This is a genomic window from Variovorax pasteuri, assembly GCF_051216435.1.
Classification (GTDB): Bacteria; Pseudomonadota; Gammaproteobacteria; order Burkholderiales; family Burkholderiaceae_C; genus Variovorax.
Genome location: NZ_JBPJZS010000001.1, coordinates 1060329 through 1081741, shown reverse-complemented (window position 1 = coordinate 1081741; position 21413 = coordinate 1060329). Strand labels below are relative to the sequence as shown.

At 64.6% G+C, this 21413-nt stretch carries 24 protein-coding genes; 12 read left to right on the top strand and 12 right to left on the bottom strand.

Going from position 1 to position 21413, the window contains the following annotated elements; translation table 11 throughout:
• Nucleotides 1–52: 52 nt before the first annotated feature.
• From ACSFBM_RS05085 to ACSFBM_RS05075, 3 genes are read right to left on the bottom strand one after another with little or no spacing between them, the layout of a single operon-like run.
• A complete protein-coding gene (locus ACSFBM_RS05085) occupies nucleotides 53–1375 on the bottom strand; it encodes a homoserine dehydrogenase (protein WP_435483393.1) in 1323 nt (440 codons plus the stop codon).
• Between the two features lie 23 nt (nucleotides 1376–1398).
• Nucleotides 1399–2418: a DUF1176 domain-containing protein gene (locus ACSFBM_RS05080; RefSeq protein WP_435483392.1), complete on the bottom strand. Its 1020-nt coding sequence runs from the start codon at nucleotides 2416–2418 to the stop codon at nucleotides 1399–1401.
• Complete coding sequence (locus ACSFBM_RS05075) at nucleotides 2415–3647, bottom strand: pyridoxal phosphate-dependent aminotransferase (RefSeq protein WP_435483391.1); 1233 nt, start codon at nucleotides 3645–3647, stop codon at nucleotides 2415–2417. The genes ACSFBM_RS05080 and ACSFBM_RS05075 overlap by 4 nt, the downstream gene beginning before the upstream one ends.
• Nucleotides 3648–3783: 136 nt before the next feature.
• Here ACSFBM_RS05075 and ACSFBM_RS05070 point away from each other — a divergent pair, with 136 nt between their 5' ends.
• The 7 genes from ACSFBM_RS05070 (at nucleotide 3784) to ACSFBM_RS05040 (ending at nucleotide 9041) form a co-directional block, all read left to right on the top strand.
• Nucleotides 3784–4167 carry an Mth938-like domain-containing protein gene (locus ACSFBM_RS05070; RefSeq protein ID WP_435483727.1) on the top strand — a complete coding sequence of 128 codons (384 nt, stop codon included), beginning with the start codon at nucleotides 3784–3786 and terminating at the stop codon, nucleotides 4165–4167.
• A 151-nt stretch (nucleotides 4168–4318) separates the two neighbouring features.
• Entirely contained in the window at nucleotides 4319–4795 is a 477-nt protein-coding gene (locus ACSFBM_RS05065; RefSeq protein WP_007830801.1) for a peroxiredoxin, read from the top strand.
• Between the two features lie 209 nt (nucleotides 4796–5004).
• A complete protein-coding gene (locus ACSFBM_RS05060; protein WP_435483390.1) occupies nucleotides 5005–6792 on the top strand; it encodes a PhoH family protein in 1788 nt (595 codons plus the stop codon).
• 152 nt (nucleotides 6793–6944) lie between these two features.
• Nucleotides 6945–7322 carry a VOC family protein gene (locus tag ACSFBM_RS05055; protein ID WP_435483389.1) on the top strand — a complete coding sequence of 126 codons (378 nt, stop codon included), beginning with the start codon at nucleotides 6945–6947 and terminating at the stop codon, nucleotides 7320–7322.
• 6 nt (nucleotides 7323–7328) lie between these two features.
• On the top strand, nucleotides 7329–7778 hold the full coding sequence (locus ACSFBM_RS05050; protein WP_435483388.1) for an EVE domain-containing protein: 450 nt from the start codon (nucleotides 7329–7331) through the stop codon (nucleotides 7776–7778).
• A 17-nt stretch (nucleotides 7779–7795) separates the two neighbouring features.
• A complete protein-coding gene (locus ACSFBM_RS05045) occupies nucleotides 7796–8245 on the top strand; it encodes a GyrI-like domain-containing protein (protein WP_435483387.1) in 450 nt (149 codons plus the stop codon).
• Between the two features lie 46 nt (nucleotides 8246–8291).
• Nucleotides 8292–9041 carry a helix-turn-helix transcriptional regulator gene (locus ACSFBM_RS05040; protein WP_435483386.1) on the top strand — a complete coding sequence of 250 codons (750 nt, stop codon included), beginning with the start codon at nucleotides 8292–8294 and terminating at the stop codon, nucleotides 9039–9041.
• 6 nt (nucleotides 9042–9047) lie between these two features.
• Here ACSFBM_RS05040 and dnaB read toward each other — a convergent pair whose 3' ends face one another.
• The 7 genes from dnaB to ppsA form a co-directional block, all read right to left on the bottom strand.
• On the bottom strand, nucleotides 9048–10454 hold the full coding sequence (gene dnaB / locus ACSFBM_RS05035; protein ID WP_435483385.1) for a replicative DNA helicase: 1407 nt from the start codon (nucleotides 10452–10454) through the stop codon (nucleotides 9048–9050).
• 169 nt (nucleotides 10455–10623) lie between these two features.
• The gene (gene rplI / locus ACSFBM_RS05030; protein ID WP_435435632.1) at nucleotides 10624–11076 is read right to left on the bottom strand and encodes a 50S ribosomal protein L9; all 453 of its coding nucleotides are present in this window, start codon (nucleotides 11074–11076) and stop codon (nucleotides 10624–10626) included.
• A 12-nt stretch (nucleotides 11077–11088) separates the two neighbouring features.
• Complete coding sequence (gene rpsR / locus ACSFBM_RS05025; protein WP_007830781.1) at nucleotides 11089–11370, bottom strand: 30S ribosomal protein S18; 282 nt, start codon at nucleotides 11368–11370, stop codon at nucleotides 11089–11091.
• Nucleotides 11371–11388: 18 nt separating this feature from the next.
• Nucleotides 11389–11703 carry a primosomal replication protein N gene (gene priB, locus ACSFBM_RS05020; protein WP_435435631.1) on the bottom strand — a complete coding sequence of 105 codons (315 nt, stop codon included), beginning with the start codon at nucleotides 11701–11703 and terminating at the stop codon, nucleotides 11389–11391.
• Between the two features lie 4 nt (nucleotides 11704–11707).
• A complete protein-coding gene (rpsF, locus tag ACSFBM_RS05015) occupies nucleotides 11708–12082 on the bottom strand; it encodes a 30S ribosomal protein S6 (protein ID WP_124458694.1) in 375 nt (124 codons plus the stop codon).
• 116 nt (nucleotides 12083–12198) lie between these two features.
• Nucleotides 12199–12663 (bottom strand): hypothetical protein, encoded by a 465-nt coding sequence (locus tag ACSFBM_RS05010; protein ID WP_435483384.1) that lies wholly within the window; start codon nucleotides 12661–12663, stop codon nucleotides 12199–12201.
• Between the two features lie 124 nt (nucleotides 12664–12787).
• Nucleotides 12788–15181, bottom strand: coding sequence for a phosphoenolpyruvate synthase (ppsA, locus tag ACSFBM_RS05005; RefSeq protein ID WP_435435629.1), 2394 nt, complete (start codon nucleotides 15179–15181; stop codon nucleotides 12788–12790).
• Between the two features lie 191 nt (nucleotides 15182–15372).
• Between ppsA and ppsR the strand changes: the two genes are divergently transcribed.
• Nucleotides 15373–16194: a posphoenolpyruvate synthetase regulatory kinase/phosphorylase PpsR gene (gene ppsR, locus ACSFBM_RS05000; protein ID WP_435435628.1), complete on the top strand. Its 822-nt coding sequence runs from the start codon at nucleotides 15373–15375 to the stop codon at nucleotides 16192–16194.
• A gap of 74 nt (nucleotides 16195–16268) precedes the next feature.
• Here the strand turns inward: ppsR and ahpF are convergent, their stop codons facing one another.
• Together ahpF and ahpC are read right to left on the bottom strand one after the other, a co-directional pair.
• Nucleotides 16269–17825, bottom strand: a complete 1557-nt coding sequence (ahpF, locus tag ACSFBM_RS04995; protein ID WP_435435627.1) for an alkyl hydroperoxide reductase subunit F — start codon at nucleotides 17823–17825, stop codon at nucleotides 16269–16271.
• 89 nt (nucleotides 17826–17914) lie between these two features.
• Complete coding sequence (gene ahpC / locus ACSFBM_RS04990) at nucleotides 17915–18478, bottom strand: alkyl hydroperoxide reductase subunit C (RefSeq protein WP_056520682.1); 564 nt, start codon at nucleotides 18476–18478, stop codon at nucleotides 17915–17917.
• A gap of 263 nt (nucleotides 18479–18741) precedes the next feature.
• Here ahpC and bfr point away from each other — a divergent pair, with 263 nt between their 5' ends.
• The 4 genes from bfr to ACSFBM_RS04970 all read left to right on the top strand — a co-directional run bounded on the left by bfr (nucleotide 18742) and on the right by ACSFBM_RS04970 (nucleotide 21413).
• Nucleotides 18742–19218: a bacterioferritin gene (gene bfr, locus ACSFBM_RS04985; protein WP_435435626.1), complete on the top strand. Its 477-nt coding sequence runs from the start codon at nucleotides 18742–18744 to the stop codon at nucleotides 19216–19218.
• Between the two features lie 120 nt (nucleotides 19219–19338).
• On the top strand, nucleotides 19339–19983 hold the full coding sequence (locus ACSFBM_RS04980) for a PepSY-associated TM helix domain-containing protein (RefSeq protein WP_435483383.1): 645 nt from the start codon (nucleotides 19339–19341) through the stop codon (nucleotides 19981–19983).
• A 60-nt stretch (nucleotides 19984–20043) separates the two neighbouring features.
• A complete protein-coding gene (locus ACSFBM_RS04975; protein WP_435483726.1) occupies nucleotides 20044–20544 on the top strand; it encodes a DUF2271 domain-containing protein in 501 nt (166 codons plus the stop codon).
• A 62-nt stretch (nucleotides 20545–20606) separates the two neighbouring features.
• Entirely contained in the window at nucleotides 20607–21413 is an 807-nt protein-coding gene (locus ACSFBM_RS04970) for a DUF4198 domain-containing protein (protein WP_435483382.1), read from the top strand.

Here is a 21413-nt window from a genome sequence, read left to right as displayed (position 1 = left end):
GGTCCTGTTGTACCGGTTCAATGTTCGATGGATGAAGTTCGCAGGCTGCCCCTCAGGACAGCTCTTCCTTGCGGATGCGAACAATGGGCTCCAGCACCGTGGGCAGTGCCTGCAGCTCGGCCAGCACGTCGTTGACAGTGCCTTCGCGCGCATCGTGCGTGAGGATGATGAGGTCGGTCTGCGTGGAGCCTTCGCCGCCCACTTCGTCGGCTTCGCGCTGCAGCACCGCGTCGATGCTGATGCCGGCGGTGGCCAGCAGGCCCGTCACCTTGGCGAGCACGCCGGCCTGGTCGGCCACGCGCAGGCGCAGGTAGTAGCTGGTGACCACCTCGGTCATCGGCAGCACCTTCAGGTCGCTCATGGCGTCGGGATGGAAGGCCAGGTGCGGCACACGGTGTGCGGTGTCGGCTGTGTGCAGGCGGGTGATGTCGACCAGGTCGGCAATCACGGCGCTGGCGGTCGGCTCGCTGCCGGCGCCCTTGCCGTAGTACAGCGTGGTGCCCACTGCGTCGCCGTGCACCACCACCGCGTTCATCGCGCCTTCGACGTTGGCCAGCAGCCGCTTGGACGGCACCAGCGACGGATGCACGCGCAGCTCGATGCCCTGGGCGGTGCGCTTGGTGATGCCCAAGAGCTTGATGCGGTAGCCGAGCTGTTCGGCGTACTTGATGTCCTGCGCGGCGAGCTTGGTGATGCCCTCGATGTGGGCCTTGTCGAACTGCACCGGAATGCCGAAGGCGATGGCGCTCATCAGCGTGACCTTGTGGCCGGCGTCCACGCCTTCGATGTCGAAGGTCGGATCGGCTTCGGCGTAGCCCAGGCGCTGGGCTTCCTTCAGCACGGTCGCGAAGTCCAGGCCCTTGTCGCGCATCTCGGACAGGATGAAGTTGGTGGTGCCGTTGATGATGCCGGCCAGCCACTGGATGCTGTTGGCCGTGAGGCCTTCGCGCAGCGCCTTGATGATCGGGATGCCGCCGGCCACCGCGGCCTCGAAGGCCACCATCACGCCCTTGGCCTGCGCGGCCGCGAAGATCTCGGTGCCGTGTACCGCGAGCAGCGCCTTGTTGGCGGTGACCACGTGCTTGCCGGCCGCAATGGCTTCGAGCACGAGTTGCTTCGCAATGCCGTAGCCGCCGATCAGCTCGATGACGATGTCGATGTCGGGGTTGGCGATGACTTCGCGCGCATCGGCCACCACCTTGACGCCTTCGCCGGCCACTTCGCGGGCGCGGGCGGTGTCGAGGTCGGCCACCATGGTGATCTCGATGCCGCGGCCGGCGCGGCGCTTGATTTCTTCCTGGTTGCGCTGGAGCACCTTGAAGGTGCCGCTGCCGACCGTGCCTGCGCCGAGCAGGCCTACTTGGATGGGTTTCATTGGGAAAGTCGCGTTCAGGGCGTTCATGGTTTGGATGGGGTGGCGGCGGGCGCGGTCACGACGCGGCTGACGTAGCGCGGCAGGTTCCATGCGCCGCCCGGGAAATCGCGGCACAGGCTGTCGACGGTGGCGTCGGTTCGCACGAAGCCCTTGCCGTCGAAGTGCCAGGTTTCGGTCGACACGCAGTCGCCGATGCCGCGGACCTTCATGACCGAGGAAATGCTGGCGTCCTTGTCGTCGAAATCACCGTTGGCCTCGAGGGCCGATGGCGCATAGGGCGGCTTGTCGTTAGCGATCCAGAGCTGGCTGGTGGAGTTGTAGGCACCCACGCTGCACTCCAGCGACAGCAGGATCTTGCTGTCGGTCAGGCGATGGATCTGAAACGATTTGGCCTGCACCCCGTCCATGCTGTTGCACGGGCCATCGGCTTCGCTCAACTTGAGAGAAGGGAAGATGCGCGCCGCCAGGGCGTCGTCGCCAGGGCGCGCCTTGACGGGCTCGAGCGCATTGACGACGGGCATCGGCAACGCCGCCAGCACGGAGGTTTCGGGCTTGCCGCCGCGGCGCACCAGCGCGCCCGGCGTGTCGACGCGACCCTGGGCTTCGTCCATCTTCAGCAGCACGGCGTTGAGGCCGGAGAGCGAGAGCACCCATTTCTTGCCGCCGTTGGCCGTGAGCGTGGCGTCGTCGCTCTTGAGGAGTTCGGGCAGCACGGTGCGAACCTGGCTGGCGTCGAGGCTGGGGGCGCCGCCTTCGAGGCCGGACACGGTGGCCTTGCCGACCTTCAGGCGCAACGGGCCCTTGACCTCTTCCTCACCGCCGGTCTGCAGTGCGATGTCGACCGTGGTGCCGGGGCCGGCCTTGCGGGTGATGCGCATCGACACCGGCTCGCCGTCCTGCTGGTAGCCCGCGGCGCGGCAGGTGCGCGTGTTGTCGCAGGCAAGTTCCCAGTCGTTGTGCGAGAAGGAAACGGGCGCCTTGTCGGCGGCGGCTGCAGACAAGGCTGCAAGCGACAAGGCGGCGGCGATGCAGGCGGATCTCATGAGCCCGTCTTGCGGCGCAAGCGGTACTGCTCCAGGAACTTCGCGATGCGGTTGATGGCCTCGCGCAGGTCATCCTCGTGAGGCAGGAACACGATGCGGAAGTGGTCCGGGGTGGCCCAGTTGAAGCCGGTGCCCTGCACCAGCATCACGCGGGTTTCCTTCAGCAGCTCGAGGAAGAACTGGCGGTCGTCCTCGATCGGGTAGACCTCGGGGTCGAGCTTGGGAAACATGTAGAGCGCGGCGCTGGGCTTGACGCAGCTCACGCCTGGAATGGCGGTGATCAGCTCGTAGGCCAGGTCGCGCTGGCGGCGCAGGCGCCCGCCGTCGCACACCAGGTCGTTGATGCTCTGGTAGCCGCCCAGCGCCGTCTGGATGGCCCACTGGCCCGGCACGTTGGCGCACAGGCGCATGTTCGAGAGCATGTTCAGGCCCTCGATGTAGTCCTGCGCGCTGCGCTTGTCGCCCGACACCACGAGCCAGCCGGCGCGGTAGCCGCAGGAACGGTAGCTCTTGGAAAGCGAATTGAAGGTCAGCGTGAGCACATCGCTCGACAGGCTGGCGATGGCGGTGTGCTTGACGCCGTCGTACAGCACCTTGTCGTAGACCTCGTCGGCGAAGATCACCAGGCCGTGCTCGCGCGCGATGGCCACGATGCTCTTGAGCAGCGCGTCGGAATACAGCGCACCGGTCGGGTTGTTCGGGTTGATGACCACGATGCCCTTGGTGCGCGGCGTGATCTTGGCGCGGATGTCGTCGAGGTCGGGCATCCAGCCGTTGGCCTCGTCGCAGAGGTAGTGCACCGGGGTGCCGCCCGACAGGCTCGTGGAGGCGGTCCACAGCGGGTAGTCGGGCGCCGGCAGCAGCAGCTCGTCGCCGTCGTCGAGCAGCGCGTTGGTGGACATGGCGATCAGCTCGCTGGCGCCGTTGCCCAGGTAGATGTCGTCGAGGGTGACGCCCGCGATGCCCTGCTTCTGCGTCTCGTGCATCACCGCCTTGCGCGCGGCGAAAACACCCTTGCTGTCGGAGTAACCGGCCGAGTTCGGCAGGTTGCGGATCATGTCCTGCTGGATTTCCTCGGGTGCATCGAAGCCGAACACGGCGAGGTTGCCGATGTTGAGCCTGATGATCTTCTGGCCGTCCTCTTCCATCTGCTTGGCGGCGTCCATGATGGGCCCGCGGATGTCGTAGAGAACGTTGGCCAGCTTGGCCGATTTCTTGAGCTGCTTCAAAGGGCCCTCCCGGGCGCGGGTTAACGGGTTGCTTGCTCGGAGTTGCCGTCCCGGCGGGCTGGCTCCGAAAAAAGCCCTTGCGGGCCTCGTGACGCTGGGGAAAACCTATAATTTGACCACAGTTCCCAGTGCACCGATGAAGCTCCAGCCCGACAAATCCGACGCCCAATCCCTCACCGCACACGGCCCCGGCTGGGTCGCCATCAACAATGAAAAGGTCGAGGGCAGCGTCGTGGTCGGCTCGCACGGCGAGCGGTTCGAATGGAATTGTTCGAGCTTCGACCAGATCGGCGCCGAACATTTCGCGCAGCTGGCGTCGCTGGGTGCCGAATTGATCATCTTCGGCAGCGGAAACCGCATCCGCTTTCCCCAACCCGCCTGGCTGCAGCCCCTGATGGCGCAACGCACCGGCGTGGAGACCATGGACACCGCGGCAGCCTGCCGAACCTACAACATCCTGGCCGGCGAAGGCAGGCACGTGATCGCCGCTCTGCTCGTCGAGAGTCCAGCAGGCGGCTGAGGCAGGCGTTTTCGGGGTAAAATACTAGGTTGCGAACCGGCCCGCTACCCCAAAGTTAGCAACGACCAATCCTTCATTCTTCGAGCAAGCACCGTCTGAAAACGGTTCGAGAGGGCTCGAAGGACTGAATCTAACGGAGAAAACAAGTTTCATGGCGATCGTTGTCAACAAACCCATTCCTGAATTCGACGCCAACGCCACGGGCGGCCTGAAGGTCTCGAATACTTCGCATCTCGGCCACGTGCTGGTCATGTACTTTTACCCGAAAGATAACACTCCGGGCTGCACAACCGAAGCGATGCAATTCCGCGACCGCTACAAGGACTTCGAAAAGGCAGGCGCCACGGTCTTCGGCGTGTCGCGCGACAACATGAAGTCGCATGACGAGTTCAAGGCAAAGCTCGAACTCCCGTTCGAACTCATTGCCGACACCGAAGAAAAAATGTGCCACATGTTCGGCGTGGTCAAGAACAAGATCATGTACGGCAAGAAGGTCAAGGGTATCGAGCGCAGCACCTTCCTGATCGGCGCTGACGGCATCCTGAAGGCCGAATGGCGCGGACTCAAGGTCCCTGGCCATGTCGACGACGTGCTCAAGGCTGTCAAGGCCCTCAAGAAGGCCGCCTGAGCATTGCACAAAGCGCTGGCAGCCCTTTTGCGTCGCGACGTGGGGAATGCCCCACGCAGCGCGTAAAGAGCCTTCGACGCGTCATCCAGGGTGTGCATAATGGGTTCATGCCGTTGAGCTCCACGACCGCATCCCCCGAACAAAGCCGCCTTGGTCTACAGGCGGCTTTTTCGTTTTCTGGTTCCCACTTTCTGCGAGCGACCTGACACATGCCATTGCCTCCCGCCCCCACGAAACGCGCTGCATTGCTCTCGCCGGACGCGATCGATGCGCCCGCACGGCCCTCGCACAGGGGCTCGCGCCGCGCTGGCGATTCGCGCGCCGAAGCCTCCGCGCAGAGCGGACCGCAGCCGCTGGAACTGTTCGATAACCTCGGCACGGAAGGCGGCGGCGGCAGCGAAACCGCACACCCTCCCCGCCGCGCCAAATCGAAACCGGTCTCCGCGCCTGTCCCCGTCACCGCGCCGCAGCAGCCGCCCGCCGCCATCCAGGTCGAGACCAGAGTCCCCACGGCGGCTCCCGTGATTCAGGCACCCGCTGCGGCACCGCAAGCACCGGCACGCCCCAAGCGAAGCAAATCCACCGGCCCTGCCAAGCTGTTCGTGCTCGACACCAACGTGCTGCTGCACGACCCGATGTGCCTGTTCCGCTTCGAGGAGCACGACATCTTCCTGCCGATGATCGTGCTGGAAGAGCTCGACGGCCACAAGAAAGGCACCACTGAGGTCGCGCGCAACGGCCGCCAGACCAGCCGCACGCTCGACGCGCTGGCCGGTGCACAAGATGCAGACATCGACAAGGGCCTGAAGCTCGACACCACCGGCCACCGCGAAGCGGGCGGACGGCTGTTCTTCCAGACCGCCCCGCTCGACTACTCGCTGCCGATCAGCCTGCCCCAGGGCAAGGCCGACAACCAGATCCTCGGCGTGGTGCACGCGCTGCGCGACGAGTACGCCAAGGACCGCCCGGGCAGGCCGAAGCAGGAAGTGGTGCTGGTGTCGAAGGACATCAACATGCGCGTCAAGGCCCGCGCGCTGGGCCTGGCCGCCGACGACTACCAGAACGACAAGACGCTGGAAGACGGCGACCTGCTCTATGCCGGTTCGCTCGCCCTGCCGCCCGACTTCTGGACGCGCCAGAGCAAGACGGTCGAAAGCTGGCAGAGCGGCAGCAACACGTTCTACCGGATCAGCGGTCCGATCGTGCCCAACCTGTACATCAACCAGTTCGTCTTCTTCGAGGCGCCGGGTGAACCAAGCATGTACGCGCGCGTCACCGAGATCCGCGACAAGACCGCGGTGCTCAAGACGCTCAAGGACTACAGCTCGGCCAAGAATGCGGTGTGGGGCGTGAACACGCGCAACCGCGAGCAGAACTTCGCGATGAACCTGCTGATGGACCCGGAGATCGACTTCGTCACGCTCACCGGCACGGCCGGCACCGGCAAGACCCTGATGGCGCTGGCTTCAGGGCTCACGCAGGTGCTGGACGACCGCCGCTACACCGAGATCATCATGACCCGCGCGACCGTGAGCGTGGGCGAGGACATCGGCTTCCTGCCCGGCACCGAAGAAGAAAAGATGGGTCCCTGGATGGGCGCGCTCGACGACAACCTCGAGTTCCTGGCCAAGGGCGACGGCGGCGGTGCCGGCGAATGGGGCCGCGCGGCCACCAACGAGCTGATCCGCAGCCGCATCAAGGTCAAGAGCATGAACTTCATGCGCGGGCGCACCTTCCTAAACAAGTACGTGATCATCGACGAGGCGCAGAACCTGACGCCCAAGCAGATGAAGACGCTGATCACGCGCGCAGGCCCGGGCACCAAGATCATCTGCATGGGCAACCTGGCACAGATCGACACGCCCTACCTGACGGAAGGCTCCTCGGGCCTAACCTTCGCGGTCGACAAGTTCAAGGGCTGGCCGCACGGCGGGCACATCACGCTGGCGCGCGGCGAACGCTCTCGCCTGGCTGACTTCGCGAGCGACGTGCTGTAAGCCGCCGGCCTCGACGCCGACAAAGCCCGCGCACGCTCCCCGGAGCGCCGCGGGCTTTTTTTCGCCTGCGGCGACAGGCTACTGACAAGACGCTGTCAGGAGGCGGATCGCACCATAGGGGCTCCTTCAACAGCAACGAAAGAGAGCCCTCCATGCACAAGCACAACGCCATCAGCTGGTTCGAGATTCCGGTCGCCGACCTGGACCGCGCACAGGCCTTCTACGAAACCGTGCTCGCCCGCAAGCTGCGCCGCGAAGACTTCGGCGGCGACGCGCTGGCCGTGTTTCCCTACGAAGCACCCGCCACCGGTGGCGCCCTGCAGGCCGGTGCCAGTGCCACCGCGCGCGCCGGCAGCAGCATCCGCATCTACCTCGACTGCATGCCCAGCCTCGACGCCGTGCTCGCGCGCGTCGAGGCGGCCGGTGGGCACATCGTGGCACCGAAGTCCGCGTTGCCGCCGGGCATGGGCTTCATCGCCCACATGCGCGACACCGAAGGCAACGAAGTCGGCCTGCACGCGCTGGACTGAACGGCCATGGCGCAACGCAACTGGATCGCCGTGGCCAGCGCCGAGCATGCGCGGCGCGGCCGCGACCACCGCCCGCTGGGCTTCATGCAGGTCGGGCACGGCAAGCAGGCACCGCTCAAGCGACTTTCAGCGGGCGACCGCGTGGCCTACTATTCGCCGGCCACGGTGTTCAGCGGCACGGACAAGCTGCAGAGCTTCGTGTCGATCGGCATCGTGCAGCCCGGCATGCCGTACGAATTCGACATGGGCAACGGCTTCGTGCCGTGGCGCCGCGACGTGGCCTATGCGGCGTCGCACGAGGCGCCCATCGCGCCGCTGATCGAGCGCCTCGCGTTCATTGAGAGCCCGAAGCAATGGGGCTACAAGTTTCGCTTCGGCATGTTCGACATCACGGATGACGACATGCAACTGATCGCCCTGGCCATGAAAGCCGACCTGAAGATGCTCGCACTGTGAGAAAGACAAAAGAAAAGATGGAATCGACCCGCCACCACCAAGACGCCTTCCAGGTTGCAGGCCTCACGGTCCGCACCACCAACCGCGAGGAGAATGCCCCGGACACGGCCCGCATAGGGGCGCTGTGGCGGCGCTTCTTCGGCGAGCAGACGTATGCATCCACACCGCACCGCACCAGTGACACCCGGATCTTCAGCGTCTACTCGGCCTACGAATCGGACGCCCATGGCGCGTTCGACGTGACGGCGGGCGTGGCCGTTTCCGACGGTGCGGACAGCGTGGCCGTCGAGGCCGGCGACTACCTCGTGTTCACCGGCCAGGGCGAAATGCCGCACATGGTGATCGCCACCTGGCAGCGCATCTGGCACTATTTCGAGATGCACCCGGAGGTCGCGCGCAGCTACCGCAGCGATTTCGAAGCCTACGAAGGACCGGACAAGGTCGCGATCCATATCGGAGTTTCATGAGCACCACGAAGACTGGCGGCGAATTCGAATTCACAGGCACACGCTGATGCGCCGTGCCGACCGCCTCTTCCAGCTCGTGCAGCTCATCCGAGGGCGCCGGCTCACCACGGCCGCCTTCCTGGCGCAGCGCCTGGAGGTGTCCGAGCGCACGGTGTACCGCGACGTGGCCGACCTGCAGCACCAGGGCGTGCCCATCGAGGGCGAAGCCGGCGTGGGTTACCGGCTCGGCGCGGGCTTCGAGCTGCCGCCGCTGATGTTCACGCAGGACGAAGCGTCTGCGCTCGTGGCCGCGGCGCGGCTTGCGCAAAGCTGGGTCGATCCGGCGCTGGCGCGCGACATCGAGAGCGGGCTGGGAAAGATCCTCTCGGTGCTGCCGCCGGCCGCGCGCGTCTCCGCGGAGGCGCTGGCGCTCTACGCGCCGGCCATGGGCCTGGACGACGCCCTGCGTGCGCGGCTGCAGTCGCTGCGCGAGGCCGTGCAGTCGCACAACAAGCTGAGGCTGCACTACCGCGATGTGTCGGGCGATGCCAGCGAGCGCACCGTGCGCCCGCTCGGCTGCTTCTACTGGGGCAAGGTGTGGACGCTGTCGACCTGGTGCGAGCTGCGCAACGACTTTCGCGGCTTTCGCGTGGACCGCATGGATGCGATCGACGTGCTGCCAGAACGCTTTCGCGACGAAGCAGGCAAGACGCTGGCCGACATGCTGCGGCAGTTGAAGGCAGAGAACTCGCAGGGAAAGATCGTGCCGCTCAAGCCGCCGAGCACCCCGCCATGGTCGGGCAGCAGCGTCGGCTGAGCCCGCTCAGTACTGGTCGCTGTTGCTGTAGCCGACCAGGTTCTCGAACTTGGTGATCGGCTTCAGGAAGGCCAGCTTGATGGTGCCGGTCGGGCCGTTGCGGTGCTTGCTGATGATCACCTCGGCCACGCCCGGCTCCTTCGACTCCTTGTTGTAGTAGTCGTCGCGGTAGATGAACATGATGATGTCCGCGTCCTGCTCGATGGCGCCGGACTCGCGCAAGTCGCTCATCATGGGGCGCTTGTCAGTGCGGCTTTCCACACCGCGGCTGAGCTGCGACAGCGCGATCACCGGGCACTTCAGTTCCTTGGCCAGCATCTTCAGGCCGCGCGAGATTTCGCCCACGGCCGTGGCGCGGTTCTCGTCGCCCGAACTGCTGGTCGACATGAGCTGCAGGTAGTCGACCACGATCAGCCCGAGGCGCCCGTACTGGCGCGCGAGCCTGCGCGCGTTGGCGCGCAACTCGCTGGTCGACAGGCCCGGCGTCTCGTCGATGTGCAGCGACACGGTGCGCAGCTTCTCGATGGCTTCGGTCAGGCGCGGCCACTCTTCGTCGCTGAGCTTGCCGGTGCGCAGGTGACCCTGGTCGATGCGGCCGATCGAGCCCACGATACGCACCGCCAGTTGCGAGGCGCCCATTTCCATCGAGAACACCGCCACCGGCAGCCCTTCTTCGAGGGCCACGTGCTCGGCGATGTTGATCGCGAGCGAGGTCTTCCCCATCGAAGGACGCGCGGCCAGGACGATCATGTCGCCCGGCTGCAGGCCCGAGGTCATCTTGTCGAAGTCGTGGAAGCCGGTGCGCACGCCGGTGACGTCGTTCGGGTTCTCGGCCATCTCCGTCACGCGGTCGAGCAGTTCGACCACCAGGGCATCCATGCTCTGGAAGCCCTGCTTCATCCGCGTGCCTTCTTCGCCGATGTTGAAGATCTTCTGCTCGGCTTCGTCCAGGATCTTGTCGACCGCCTTGCCCTGCGGATTGAACGCGTTGGTCGCGATCTCGTCGGCGGCCGACACCAGCTTGCGCAGGATCGAACGCTCGCGCACGATCTCCGCATAGCGCCGGATGTTGCTCGCACTGGGCACGTACTGCGCGAGCGAGTTCAGGTAGACCAGCCCGCCGATCTCGTCGGCCTTGCCGATGTTCTGCAACTGCTCGTAGACAGTGATCACGTCGGCCGGCTTGCTGGCATTGATCAACCCGCCGACGGCGGCGTAGATCAGCTTGTGCTCGTGCCGGTAGAAGTCGCCGTCGACCAGCAGGTCGCCCATGCGGTCCCAGGCGCCGTTGTCGAGCAGCAGGCCGCCGAGCACGCTCGATTCGGCCTCGATGGAATGAGGCGGAATGCGCAGCTTGGCAACTTGGCGGTCGGCCGACGGGTCATTGTCGGCATAGGAGAAAACGGCGGACATGGACTTCCCTTGCAACCCTGCATGCTAAGCCGCGCACGCACCCGCGTGTGTGGACAAGGTTGTGAATAAACGGTGATCTTCCGGTGCAATCAACTGGAAAACTCTGGCGCACAAAAAGAAAAGCCGCCCGAAGGCGGCTTTTGCTGCAGCGCTCACGCGCTGTGAACGATCAGGCGGTTTCGCCGTAGACCGTCACGTTGATTTCGACCACCACGTCGGTGTGCAGCGAAACGCTCACCGTGCTGTCGCCAACAACCTTGATCGGGCCGTTGGGCAGGCGCACTTGCGCCTTGACAACCTTGTAGCCTTGCTTGTTCAGCTCTTCGGCGATGTCGCCGTTGGTGACCGAACCGAACAGGCGGCCGTCGACGCCGGCCTTTTGCGTCAGCTTGACGGTCGTGCCACCGAGCTTTTCGCCTTGGGCTTGCGACTCGGCCAGCTTGGCGGCCGCAGCCTTTTCGAGTTCGGCGCGCTTGGCTTCGAATTCGGCCTTGTTGGAGGCGGTCGCACGGCGGGCCAGGCCCGTCGGGATCAGGAAGTTGCGTGCGTAGCCGTCCTTGACCTTGACGATATCGCCCAGGGCACCGACGTTGACAACCTTGTCCAGAAGAATGATTTGCATGGTCTCGGCTCCTTAGACGCGGTGCTGGTCGCTGTACGGCACCATGGCCAGGAAGCGCGCGCGCTTGATGGCGGTGTTCAGCTGGCGTTGGTAGATCGCGCGCGTGCCGGTCAGGCGTGCGGGGATGATCTTGCCGTTTTCGCTGATGAAGTCACGCAGCGTGTCGATGTCCTTGTAGTCGATTTCTTCGACGCCAGCGACGGTGAAGCGGCAGAAGCGCTTGCGCTTGAACAGCAGCGACTGGGTGTTGCGCTTGGGGCGCTTGTCTTTGTTGAATTTCTTGAACGTGGCCATGATGGACCTCTCGAAAAATTAATCTTGCTGGAAGTCCTGCACATGCAGGACCGGATGCTTGCCGTTGCCCGGTGTCGCGAGAAACCCCTGGAAACGCCAGAGACTCCCCATGGACTGCCTTGCGAGCCGTTCGGCGATGGCGCCGAAGGCAACGGCCTTGAGGGCCGCCTTCACCTGCCTGGGCTTTCCCGCCTCCTGGAGCGTCGACTCGTGTTCGAGCTTCAGGTCGATGGCGGGCAAGCCGGCTGGGGTGTATCGCAGAGCTCCGAGTTCGGCAACCGAGGCGGTCAGCAACAGCTGATTGACCCCTGTTGCCGCAGCGGCGGCACTCACACCATCAGTTGTTGTTGGCGGCGTATTCGGCCTGCTGAGCCTTGCGGGCTTCTTCGCGCTCGACCGTCTTCATCATCGACGAAGGACCGGTGTCGGCCTTCTTCTTCTGAACGGTCAGGTGGCGCAGCACGGCGTCGTTGAACTTGAACGCGTGCTCGAGTTCACCCATCACGGTTTGCTCAGCTTCAATGTTGACGCACAGGTAGTGCGCCTTGTTGAGCTTGTTGATCTGGTAAGCCAGCTGACGGCGGCCCCAGTCTTCGACGCGGTGGATCTTGCCGCCGCCGGCCGTGATCAGGCCCTTGTAGCGCTCCAGCATGGCCGGAACTTGTTCGCTCTGATCCGGGTGGATCAGCAAAATGATTTCGTAGTGACGCATGGCACTCCTTGTGGATTCTTCCGAAGAAGAGAAAAAAGCCACCTGCAGCGTCTGGCGCAGTGTGGCAAGGGAAAGCCCACGATTATAGCCCTGTATTGCGCGGGCCGGCAAGGCGTTCAGTCGTTGAGCGCCTTGTCCAGCGGCGCAGCCTTCTCGGCGCCGACCGCCGCGCGGATCTTCGGTGCCAGCGCGACCAGGTCCTCGTAGCTCGCGGTGCCCTCGACCTGCAGGTTCAGCCGGAACCCCATCAGGCCCAGGCTGCCGGTGAGTTGCGTGGCGATGGGATAGGCGTCCTTGTAGCGCTGCTGCTTGCTGCGCCCGGAGGTGGCCGGCGCCGCCACGGGACTCGCCTGGGAAACCGCGCCATCGGGCACCGCGGAGGCTCCTCCCACAGGCGCCAACATGCCGAGTTCGACCAGGTGGTCGATGTCCTCGCGCGCGATGCCCATGCCGGCGGCCAGCACGTCGTCGAGAGAGCGCTTGCCGTCGAAAAGAATGAAAGCCGAACGCTGCCGCGGCGACAGCGTGACCGAGCGGTCTTTCAAGGCCTGATGGCCAGTTTGCGTCTTGACAAGAATCATGGTGGTCTTCCCTTCCGGGATGCGCCCGTGAATCTCACAAGTCTGGCATCAATTACGCAATTTGTTTCAAAAACACCCGCCGACAGCGGGAATCCCCCGATGGGGATTTCCGCCATTCGTGGATTCAGCGCTTGGCGAGCTGTTGCCAGGTGTCGATCACGCTGTCGGGGTTCAGCGAGATCGACTCGATGCCTTCATCGGCCAGCCACAGCGCGAAGTCCGGGTGGTCGCTAGGGCCCTGGCCGCAGATGCCGACGTACTTGCCTTGCGCCTTGCAGGACTTTATGGCACGGCTCAGCAGGGCTTTCACCGCCGGGTCGCGCTCATCGAAGTCGGCCGCCAGCAGTTCCAGGCCGGAGTCGCGGTCCAGGCCCAGCGTGAGCTGGGTCAGGTCGTTCGAACCGATCGAGAAGCCGTCGAAGAACTGCAGGAACTCGTCGGCCAGGATGGCGTTGCTCGGCACCTCGCACATCATGATCAGCTTGAGTTCGTTCTCGCCGCGCTTCAGGCCGTGCTCGCCGAGCAGGCCGGTCACGCGCTCTGCCTGGCCCAGGGTGCGCACGAAGGGCACCATGATCTGCACGTTGACCAGGCCCATGTCGTTGCGCACGCGCTTCAGGGCTTCGCACTCCATGGCGAAGGCCTCGCCGAAGTCGGCGCTCAGGTAGCGCGCGGCACCGCGGAAGCCCAGCATCGGGTTTTCTTCTTCCGGTTCGTAGCGGCTGCCGCCGATGAGCTTGCGGTACTCGTTCGACTTGAAGTCCGACAGACGCACGATGACCGGCTTGGGCCAGAACGCGGCGGCAATGGTCGCAATGCCCTCGGCCACCTTGTCGACATAGAACGCACGCGGCGAGGCATGGCCGCGGGCCACCGACTCCACGGCCTTCTTCAGGTCGTTGTCGACGTTCGGATAGTCCAGGATGGCCTTCGGGTGCACGCCGATGTTGTTGTTGATGATGAACTCCAGGCGGGCCAGGCCCACGCCGTGGTTCGGCAACTGCGCGAAGTCGAAGGCGAGCTGCGGGTTGCCCACGTTCATCATGATCTTCAGGTCGATCTCGGGCATCACACCGCGCTGCACTTCGGTCACCTCGGTCTCGAGGAGGCCGTCGTAGATGAAGCCGGTGTCGCCTTCGGCGCAGCTCACGGTGACCAGCGTGCCGTCCTTCAGCAGGTCGGTCGCGTCGCCGCAGCCGACCACGGCCGGAATGCCGAGCTCGCGCGCAATGATGGCCGCGTGGCAGGTGCGCCCGCCGCGGTTGGTGACGATGGCGGCGGCGCGCTTCATCACCGGTTCCCAGTTGGGGTCGGTCATGTCGGTGACGAGCACGTCACCGGCCTGCACCTTGTCCATTTCGCTGATGCTGTGCACCAGGCGCACCGGGCCGGTGCCGATCTTCTGGCCGATGGCACGGCCTTCGGCCAGCACGGCGCCCTTGCCCAACAGCTTGTAGCGCTGCTCGGCCTTGCCCTGCTGCTGGCTCTTCACCGTTTCGGGACGCGCCTGCAGGATGTAGAGGTGGCCGTCGGTGCCGTCCTTGCCCCACTCGATGTCCATCGGGCGGCCGTAGTGCTCTTCGATCACCAGCGCGTACCTGGCCAGTTGCTCCACGTCGGCGTCGCTCAGCGAGTAGCGGTTGCGCTGCTCGGCCTTGACGTCGGTGGTCTTCACAAGCTTGCCGCTCGCCTTTTTCTCTTCAGGCGTGGCGAACTCCATCTGGATGAGCTTGGAGCCGAGGTTGCGGCGGATGACAGCCTTCTTGCCGGCGCGCAGCGTCGGCTTGTGCACGTAGAACTCGTCGGGGTTCACGGCGCCCTGCACCACCGTCTCGCCCAGGCCGTAGCTCGAGGTGATGAACACCACCTGGTCGAAGCCCGACTCGGTGTCGATGGTGAACATGACGCCGGCGGCGCCGAGGTCGGAGCGCACCATGCGCTGCACGCCGGCCGACAGCGCGACCACGTCGTGCTCGAAGCCCTTGTGCACGCGGTAGCTGATGGCGCGGTCGTTGTAGAGGGAGGCGAATACCTCCTTCATCTTGTGCAGCACGTCCTCGATGCCGACCACGTTCAGGAAGGTTTCCTGCTGTCCGGCGAACGACGCGTCGGGCAAATCTTCGGCCGTGGCCGAAGAACGCACGGCAAACGAAGCCTCGGGGTTGCCGGCACTCAGCGTGGCAAAGGCTTCGCCGATGGCTTTCTGCAGGTCGGCCGGGAAAGGCTGGTTTTCGACCATGGCGCGGATCTCCGCGCCCGCGGTGGCCAGCGCGCGCACGTCCTCGGTGTCGAGTGCGGCCAGGCGCTTGCTGATCTTGTCGGCCAGGCCGTCGTGGGCCAGGAACTGGCGGAATGCGTGCGCCGTGGTCGCGAAACCGGTGGGCACACGCACGCCCTGCGGCAGCTGCGAGATCATTTCGCCGAGGCTGGCGTTCTTGCCGCCAACCGCCTCGACGTCGGTCATTCTCAGGTTTTCAAACGGTACGACCAGGGCGGTCGCGTCGAAAAGTGCAGACATGGGGAAGCTCCAGAAGTTGAAACCGGTGCCGCATGCAGACGGCGCGGCACGATCGTTGTCGTTGCTTTGGGTGCGGGCGCGGCGTGCATGGAAAAAATGGGGGGTTGGGAAAGCGGATTCCCGATAATGGCCCGAATTGTAGGCGTGGCAAGGTCGCGCGCGCCGCAGGACAAGGCCGCAAGAGCAACACCATGCATACACGCACTGTTTTCTTCATTTCCGACGGCACCGGCATCACCGCCGAGACTTTCGGCAACGCCGTTCTCGCCCAGTTCGAGATGAAGCCGCGCCACGTGCGCCTGCCTTTCACCGACACGGTCGACAAGGCCCACCAGGCGGTGCGCCACATCAACCACACGGCCGAACTCGAGGGCGTGCGCCCCATCGTCTTCACCACACTGGCCAACATGGACGTGCTGGAAGTGATCGAGACCGGCTGCAAGGGCATGCTGCTGGACATGTTCGGCACCTTCGTGCGGCCGCTGGAAATCGAGCTGGCCATGAAGTCGAACCACCGCATCGGCCGCTTCAGCGACGTGAGCAAAAGCAAGGAATACAACGACCGCATCGCCGCGATCGACTTCAGCCTGCAGCACGACGACGGCCAGAGCAACCGCGACCTGGAAGGCGCCGACGTCATTCTTGTGGGCGTGAGCCGCAGCGGCAAGACGCCGACCTCGCTCTACCTGGCCATGCAGCACGGCCTGAAGGCGGCCAACTACCCGCTGATTCCGGAAGACTTCGACCGCCGCCAGTTGCCGCCCGCCCTCACCCCGCACCGCAAGAAGATGTTCGGCCTGACCATCCAGCCCGAGAGGCTCAGCGAGATTCGCAACGAGCGCCGGCCCAACTCGCGCTACGCCAGCCTGGAGAACTGCCGCCACGAAGTGAGCGAGGCCGAGGCGATGATGCGGCGCGGCGGCATCCGCTGGCTGTCGACCACCACCAAGTCGATCGAGGAAATCGCGACGACGATCCTGCAGGAGCTGCGGCCCGAGCGGCTCAACTACTGAGATTGCTATCTTTTGGATAGCAAAGAGCGCCCGACAAGCGAGCGCTCTTGCATGGCGCATGCGCCGATGCGTCTTCAGGCAGGAGCCGAAGTGCGGATCAGATGGTCGAACGCGCCGAGCGCCGCCTTCGCTCCGTCGCCGGCCGCGATGATGATCTGCTTGAACGGCACCGTGGTCGCATCGCCGGCCGCGAACACGCCCGGCACGGAGGTCTGGCCGCGTGCATCCACGATGATTTCGCCGTGCTTCGACAGCTCGACCACGCCCTTGAGCCAGTCGGTGTTGGGCACCAGGCCGATCTGGATGAACACGCCTTCCAGCGCGACCGTCTTGAGCTCGCCCGACGCGCGGTCCTTGTAGACCAGGCCGTTGACCTTCTGGTCGCCGGTGATCTCGGTGGTCTGCGCGTTGGTGAAGATGTCGACGTTCTTCAGGCTCTTGAGCTTGCGCTGCAGCACGGCGTCTGCGCGCAGTTGGGTGTCGAACTCGATCAGCGTGACATGGCCCACGATGCCGGCCAGGTCGATCGCCGCTTCGACGCCCGAGTTGCCGCCGCCGACCACCGCCACGCGCTTGCCCTTGAACAGCGGGCCGTCGCAATGCGGGCAGTAGGCCACGCCCTTGTTCTTGAACTCGTGCTCGCCGGGCACGTTGATGTTGCGCCAGCGCGCGCCCGTCGAGATGATGACCGTCTTGCTCTTGAGCGAAGCGCCGCTTTCAAGCTGCACTTCGATCAGGTCCTTGCCCTGCACCAGCGCCTTGGCACGCTGCAGATTCATGATGTCGACGTCGTAATCACGCACATGCTCTTCGAGCGCGTGTGCGAACTTGGGGCCTTCGGTTTCCTTGATCGAAATGAAGTTCTCGATGCCCAGGGTGTCCAGCACCTGGCCGCCGAAGCGCTCCGAGGCCACGCCGGTGCGGATGCCCTTGCGGGCCGCGTAGACCGCGGCCGCAGCGCCTGCGGGACCGCCGCCGACGATCAGCACGTCGAACGGGTCCTTGGCGGCGATCTTCTTCGCTTCGCGCTCCACACCGCTGGTGTCGATCTTGGCGAGGATTTCTTCCAGGCTCATGCGCCCCTGGCCGAACTCGGTGCCGTTGAGGAACACGGTCGGCACGGCCATGATCTGGCGTTCCTTCACTTCGTCCTGGAAGGTGCCGCCCTCGATCATGGTGGCGCGGATGCGCGGGTTCTGCACCGCCATCAGGTTCAGCGCCTGAACCACGTCGGGGCAGTTGTGGCAGGTGAGCGAGACGTAGATCTCGAACTCGAAGTCGCCGTCGAGCGCCTTGATCTGGTCGAGCACGGCCTGCTCGACCTTCGGGGGGTAGCCGCCGATCTGCAACAACGCAAGGATCAGCGAGGTGAATTCATGGCCCATCGGCAGGCCGGCGAAACGCGGCCCGTGGTTTTCGCTCGGGCGGTTGACCGAGAACGAGGGCTTGCGGTGGTTGTCGTCGCGGCTTTCGGTCAGCTTGACCAGCGGGGACGAATCGGCCACGTCCTTCAGCAGCGACAACACTTCGCCCGAGGCCTTGCTGTCGTCGAGGGAGGCGACGATCTCGATCGGCTGCGTGGCACGTTCGAGGTAACTCTTCAATTGGGCTTTGGTGCTTGCGTCGAGCATGAGGGACTCTCTTTCGATAACTGAAAACTATCAACTGGGAACAAAAAAGCCCGGGGCCTCGTGAGCGCCCGGGCTTTCGCGCGGGGCGCTTAGATCTTGCCGACGAGGTCGAACGACGGTGCGATGGTCTTGTCGCCGTCATTCCACTTGGCCGGGCAGACTTCGTTCGGGTGGGCGGCGGTGTAGACAGCTGCCTTGAGCTTGCGCAGGGTTTCCTTGACGTCGCGGGCGATTTCGTTGGAGTGCACTTCGGCGGTCTTGATGATGCCGTCGGGGTTGATCACGAAGGTGCCGCGCAGTGCCAGGCCTTCTTCGGGAATGTGCACGCCGAAAGCGTTGGTCAGCGTGTGGGTCGGGTCGCCCACCAGGGGGAACTTGGCCTTGCCGACGGCCGGCGACGTGTCGTGCCAGACTTTGTGCGAGAAGTGCGTGTCGGTGGTCACGATGTAGACCTCGGCACCCAGCTTCTGGAACTCGGGGTAGTTGTCGGCCGCGTCTTCGACTTCGGTCGGGCAGTTGAAGGTGAAGGCCGCCGGCATGAAGATCAGCACGGACCACTTGCCCTTGAGCGTCTCGTCGGACACATCGATGAACTTGCCGTTGAGGTAGGCCTGGGTCTTGAAGGGCTGGACTTGGGTGTTGATCAGGGACATGGTGATTCCTTGGATGCTGCGGGTGGACAAAAATAAGTGCGAGCCATGAGTATAGCTACTGAATAATACATTTTGATAGTAATGAACTATCGATTGCATCGGTGCGGCCTATGAAAAACAAAGGTCCCGGCGCTTTCGCCTCCTGCCCGGATACGAACGCATATCACCCTCGTACGCATGCAGACCGACTGCGCAGGGGGAATGCTTGCGCGGCCCCTGCGAGGACCCGGACAATCCTCGTTTTCAGAACAAGGAAAACGAATATGAAGGGCGACCCCAAGGTCATCGAACATCTGCAGGCGCAGCTCAAGAACGAGCTGACCGCAATCAACCAGTACTTCCTCCACTACCGCATGCTCAAGCACTGGGGTCTGGACAAGCTGGCGAAGAAGGAATACGAAGAGTCGATCGGCGAAATGAAGCATGCCGACAAGCTGATGGACCGCATCTTCATGCTCGACGGCCTGCCGAACCTGCAGGACCTGGGCAAGCTGAACATCGGCGAAGACGTGCCCGAACTGCTGCGTTGCGACCTCGGCGCCGAAACCGGCGCGCAAGCCACCATCAAGGACGGCATCCAGCACTGCGAACTGGTGCGCGACTATGTCTCGCGCGACCTGCTGCAAGAAATTCTGGACGACACCGAAGAACACATCGACTTCCTTGAAACCCAGATCGACCTGGTCGACCGCGTCGGCCTGCAGAACTACCTGCAATCGCAGATGGGCGAGCTGGAATAAACAAGGCTTCACACCAGCCAGCGCAACGGGACTTCGGTCCCGTTTTTTATTGCTTTACGTAACTTAACGCTCCGCGAATAACAGTCATTCTCATTCGCGCGGATAGAATCCGCGCCTTCGATGACTGCCGCCCGCACCGACAACCGCCGCCGTTCCTACTGGCTCAAGACCCTGCACGAATGGCATTGGGTCAGCTCGGCGATCTGCCTGATCGGCATGATCCTGTTCAGCGTGACGGGCTTCACCCTCAACCACGCGGGACAGATCGAGGCCAAGCCCGCCATCACGAAGCTGAGCGGCACGATCGACGAATCGCTTCGCGCGGTACTCGAAGAGCAGCTGCCCGCAGCCAAGGCCCAGAAGGGCAAGGCCCCCCTGCCCTCCGAGCTCCAGGCCTGGGTTCAAAAGCACTGGGACATCGGCACCGCCGGGCGCGAGGCCGAATGGTCGGACGACGAAATCTATCTCTCGCTCCCCCGCCCCGGCGGCGATGCCTGGCTGCGGCTGAGCCTGGCCGACGGCGAGATCGAATACGAGCGCACCGACCGCGGCTGGCTCTCCTACTTCAACGACCTGCACAAGGGCCGCAACACCGGCACCGCGTGGAGCTGGTTCATCGACATCTTCGCGGGCGCCGCGCTGGTCTTCTCGATCACCGGGCTGTTCATTCTCAAGATGCACGCGGGCAACCGCCCGTTCACCTGGCCGATGGTGGGCATGGGCCTGGTCATCCCGGTGCTGCTCGCGCTGCTGTTCATTCATTGATTCATCGATCCAGGAAAGAGGTTTCCCGTGCACGTTCGCTATTCCCTCGCGCCGCTGGCCATGTCGGCGCTGTTCGCAGCACCGGCCTTCGCGGCTGGCCTGGCCGTCAACATCGAGATTCCGCGGCTGAACGCGTCCGAGTACCACCGCCCCTACGTGGCCGCCTGGATCGAGCGCGCCGACAACACGGTCGCCGGCACGCTGGCCGTCTGGTACGACGTGCGCACCAAGACCAACAACCCCGAAGGCGAAGGCACGAAGTGGTTGAAGGACATGCGCCAGTGGTGGCGCCGCGGCGGGCGTGAACTCGCGGTGCCGGTGGACGGCGTCACGGGTGCCACCAAGCCCGCGGGCAAGCACCAGCTGAGCTTCACCGAAGGCACGGCGCCGATGCCCAAGCTCGCGCCCGGCGCCTACAAGCTGGTGGTGGAAGCCGCGCGCGAAGTCGGTGGCCGCGAAGTCGTGAGCATCCCCTTCCAGTGGCCGCCGACCGCCGCTGCGCAACCGACCGCGACCGGCAAGGAAGAGCTCGGCGAGATCAAGCTCGAACTCAAGCCCTGATCGCCCTTTCGCCGAACGCCCTCAACCGCCCGCCACAGCCCGCCACACCAAGGACCCCTGCCATGAACCACTTCCCCCTGCGTGCCGCCGCCCTCGCCATCGCCCTGTCGGCCGCCTCGTTAGCGCAGGCGCACAACGCCTGGCTGCTGCCCTCGTCCACGGTCTTCTCCAAGGCCGACACCGTGAGCGTCGATGCCGCGATCTCCAACGACCTTTTCGTCGCCAACCACGCGGCCATGCGGCTCGACGGCCTGCAGATCACCGCGCCCGATGGCAGCACCGTCAAGCCCGAGACCGAAGCCAAGCTCAAGCAGCGCAGCGTGTTCGACGTGAGCGTCGCGCAACCGGGCACCTACCGCATCGCGGTGATCAACGCCGGCGCGTTCGCGAGCTGGAAAGACAAGGCCACCGGCCAGCCCAAGCGCGCGCGCGGCACGGCCGAGACCATCGCCAGGGAAGTTCCGCCCGACGCGCAGGACGTGACGATCAGCCAGTCGTCCGGCCGCGTCGAGACCTTCGTCACGGTCGGCAAGCCGTCGGTGCTCAAGCCCATCGGCCAGGGCCTGGAACTGATCGCCACAGGCAGCCCTACCGACCTGGTCAAGGGCGAAAAGGCGACCTTCACGCTGAACCTCGACGGCCAGCCCGCCAAGGACCTCGAAGTGACCGTGACTGCAGGCAACACGCAATATCGCGACAAGCTCGAAGAGGTCAAGATCAAGACCGACGACAAGGGCCAGTTCAGCGTGACCTGGCCGGCCGCCGGCATGTACTGGCTCGACGCCAGCACCAAGGACACCAAGACCACGGTGCCGCAAGCCAAGGAGCGCCGCCTGAGCTACGCGGCCACCCTTGAAGTGATGCCCTGA

Excerpts from the sequence above, each read along its gene's own strand:
- dnaB (WP_435483385.1), bottom strand. The coding sequence starts at position 10,454 with ATGTCCGCCGTTTTCTCCTATGCCGACAATGACCCGTCGGCCGACCGC.
- ahpC (WP_056520682.1), bottom strand. The coding sequence starts at position 18,478 with ATGTCCCTGATCAACACCCAAGTCCAGCCCTTCAAGACCCAGGCCTAC.
- ACSFBM_RS05010 (WP_435483384.1), bottom strand. The coding sequence starts at position 12,663 with ATGATTCTTGTCAAGACGCAAACTGGCCATCAGGCCTTGAAAGACCGC.
- bfr (WP_435435626.1), top strand. The coding sequence starts at position 18,742 with ATGAAGGGCGACCCCAAGGTCATCGAACATCTGCAGGCGCAGCTCAAG.
- ACSFBM_RS04970 (WP_435483382.1), top strand. The coding sequence starts at position 20,607 with ATGAACCACTTCCCCCTGCGTGCCGCCGCCCTCGCCATCGCCCTGTCG.
- ACSFBM_RS05085 (WP_435483393.1), bottom strand. The coding sequence starts at position 1,375 with ATGAAACCCATCCAAGTAGGCCTGCTCGGCGCAGGCACGGTCGGCAGC.
- ACSFBM_RS05055 (WP_435483389.1), top strand. The coding sequence starts at position 6,945 with ATGCACAAGCACAACGCCATCAGCTGGTTCGAGATTCCGGTCGCCGAC.
- ACSFBM_RS05060 (WP_435483390.1), top strand. The coding sequence starts at position 5,005 with ATGCCATTGCCTCCCGCCCCCACGAAACGCGCTGCATTGCTCTCGCCG.
- rpsF (WP_124458694.1), bottom strand. The coding sequence starts at position 12,082 with ATGCGTCACTACGAAATCATTTTGCTGATCCACCCGGATCAGAGCGAA.
- ppsA (WP_435435629.1), bottom strand. The coding sequence starts at position 15,181 with ATGTCTGCACTTTTCGACGCGACCGCCCTGGTCGTACCGTTTGAAAAC.
- rplI (WP_435435632.1), bottom strand. The coding sequence starts at position 11,076 with ATGCAAATCATTCTTCTGGACAAGGTTGTCAACGTCGGTGCCCTGGGC.
- ACSFBM_RS04975 (WP_435483726.1), top strand. The coding sequence starts at position 20,044 with ATGTCGGCGCTGTTCGCAGCACCGGCCTTCGCGGCTGGCCTGGCCGTC.
- ahpF (WP_435435627.1), bottom strand. The coding sequence starts at position 17,825 with ATGCTCGACGCAAGCACCAAAGCCCAATTGAAGAGTTACCTCGAACGT.
- ACSFBM_RS05080 (WP_435483392.1), bottom strand. The coding sequence starts at position 2,418 with ATGAGATCCGCCTGCATCGCCGCCGCCTTGTCGCTTGCAGCCTTGTCT.
- rpsR (WP_007830781.1), bottom strand. The coding sequence starts at position 11,370 with ATGGCCACGTTCAAGAAATTCAACAAAGACAAGCGCCCCAAGCGCAAC.
- ACSFBM_RS05050 (WP_435483388.1), top strand. The coding sequence starts at position 7,329 with ATGGCGCAACGCAACTGGATCGCCGTGGCCAGCGCCGAGCATGCGCGG.
- ACSFBM_RS05070 (WP_435483727.1), top strand. The coding sequence starts at position 3,784 with ATGAAGCTCCAGCCCGACAAATCCGACGCCCAATCCCTCACCGCACAC.
- ACSFBM_RS05065 (WP_007830801.1), top strand. The coding sequence starts at position 4,319 with ATGGCGATCGTTGTCAACAAACCCATTCCTGAATTCGACGCCAACGCC.
- ppsR (WP_435435628.1), top strand. The coding sequence starts at position 15,373 with ATGCATACACGCACTGTTTTCTTCATTTCCGACGGCACCGGCATCACC.
- ACSFBM_RS05045 (WP_435483387.1), top strand. The coding sequence starts at position 7,796 with ATGGAATCGACCCGCCACCACCAAGACGCCTTCCAGGTTGCAGGCCTC.
- ACSFBM_RS05040 (WP_435483386.1), top strand. The coding sequence starts at position 8,292 with ATGCGCCGTGCCGACCGCCTCTTCCAGCTCGTGCAGCTCATCCGAGGG.
- ACSFBM_RS04980 (WP_435483383.1), top strand. The coding sequence starts at position 19,339 with ATGACTGCCGCCCGCACCGACAACCGCCGCCGTTCCTACTGGCTCAAG.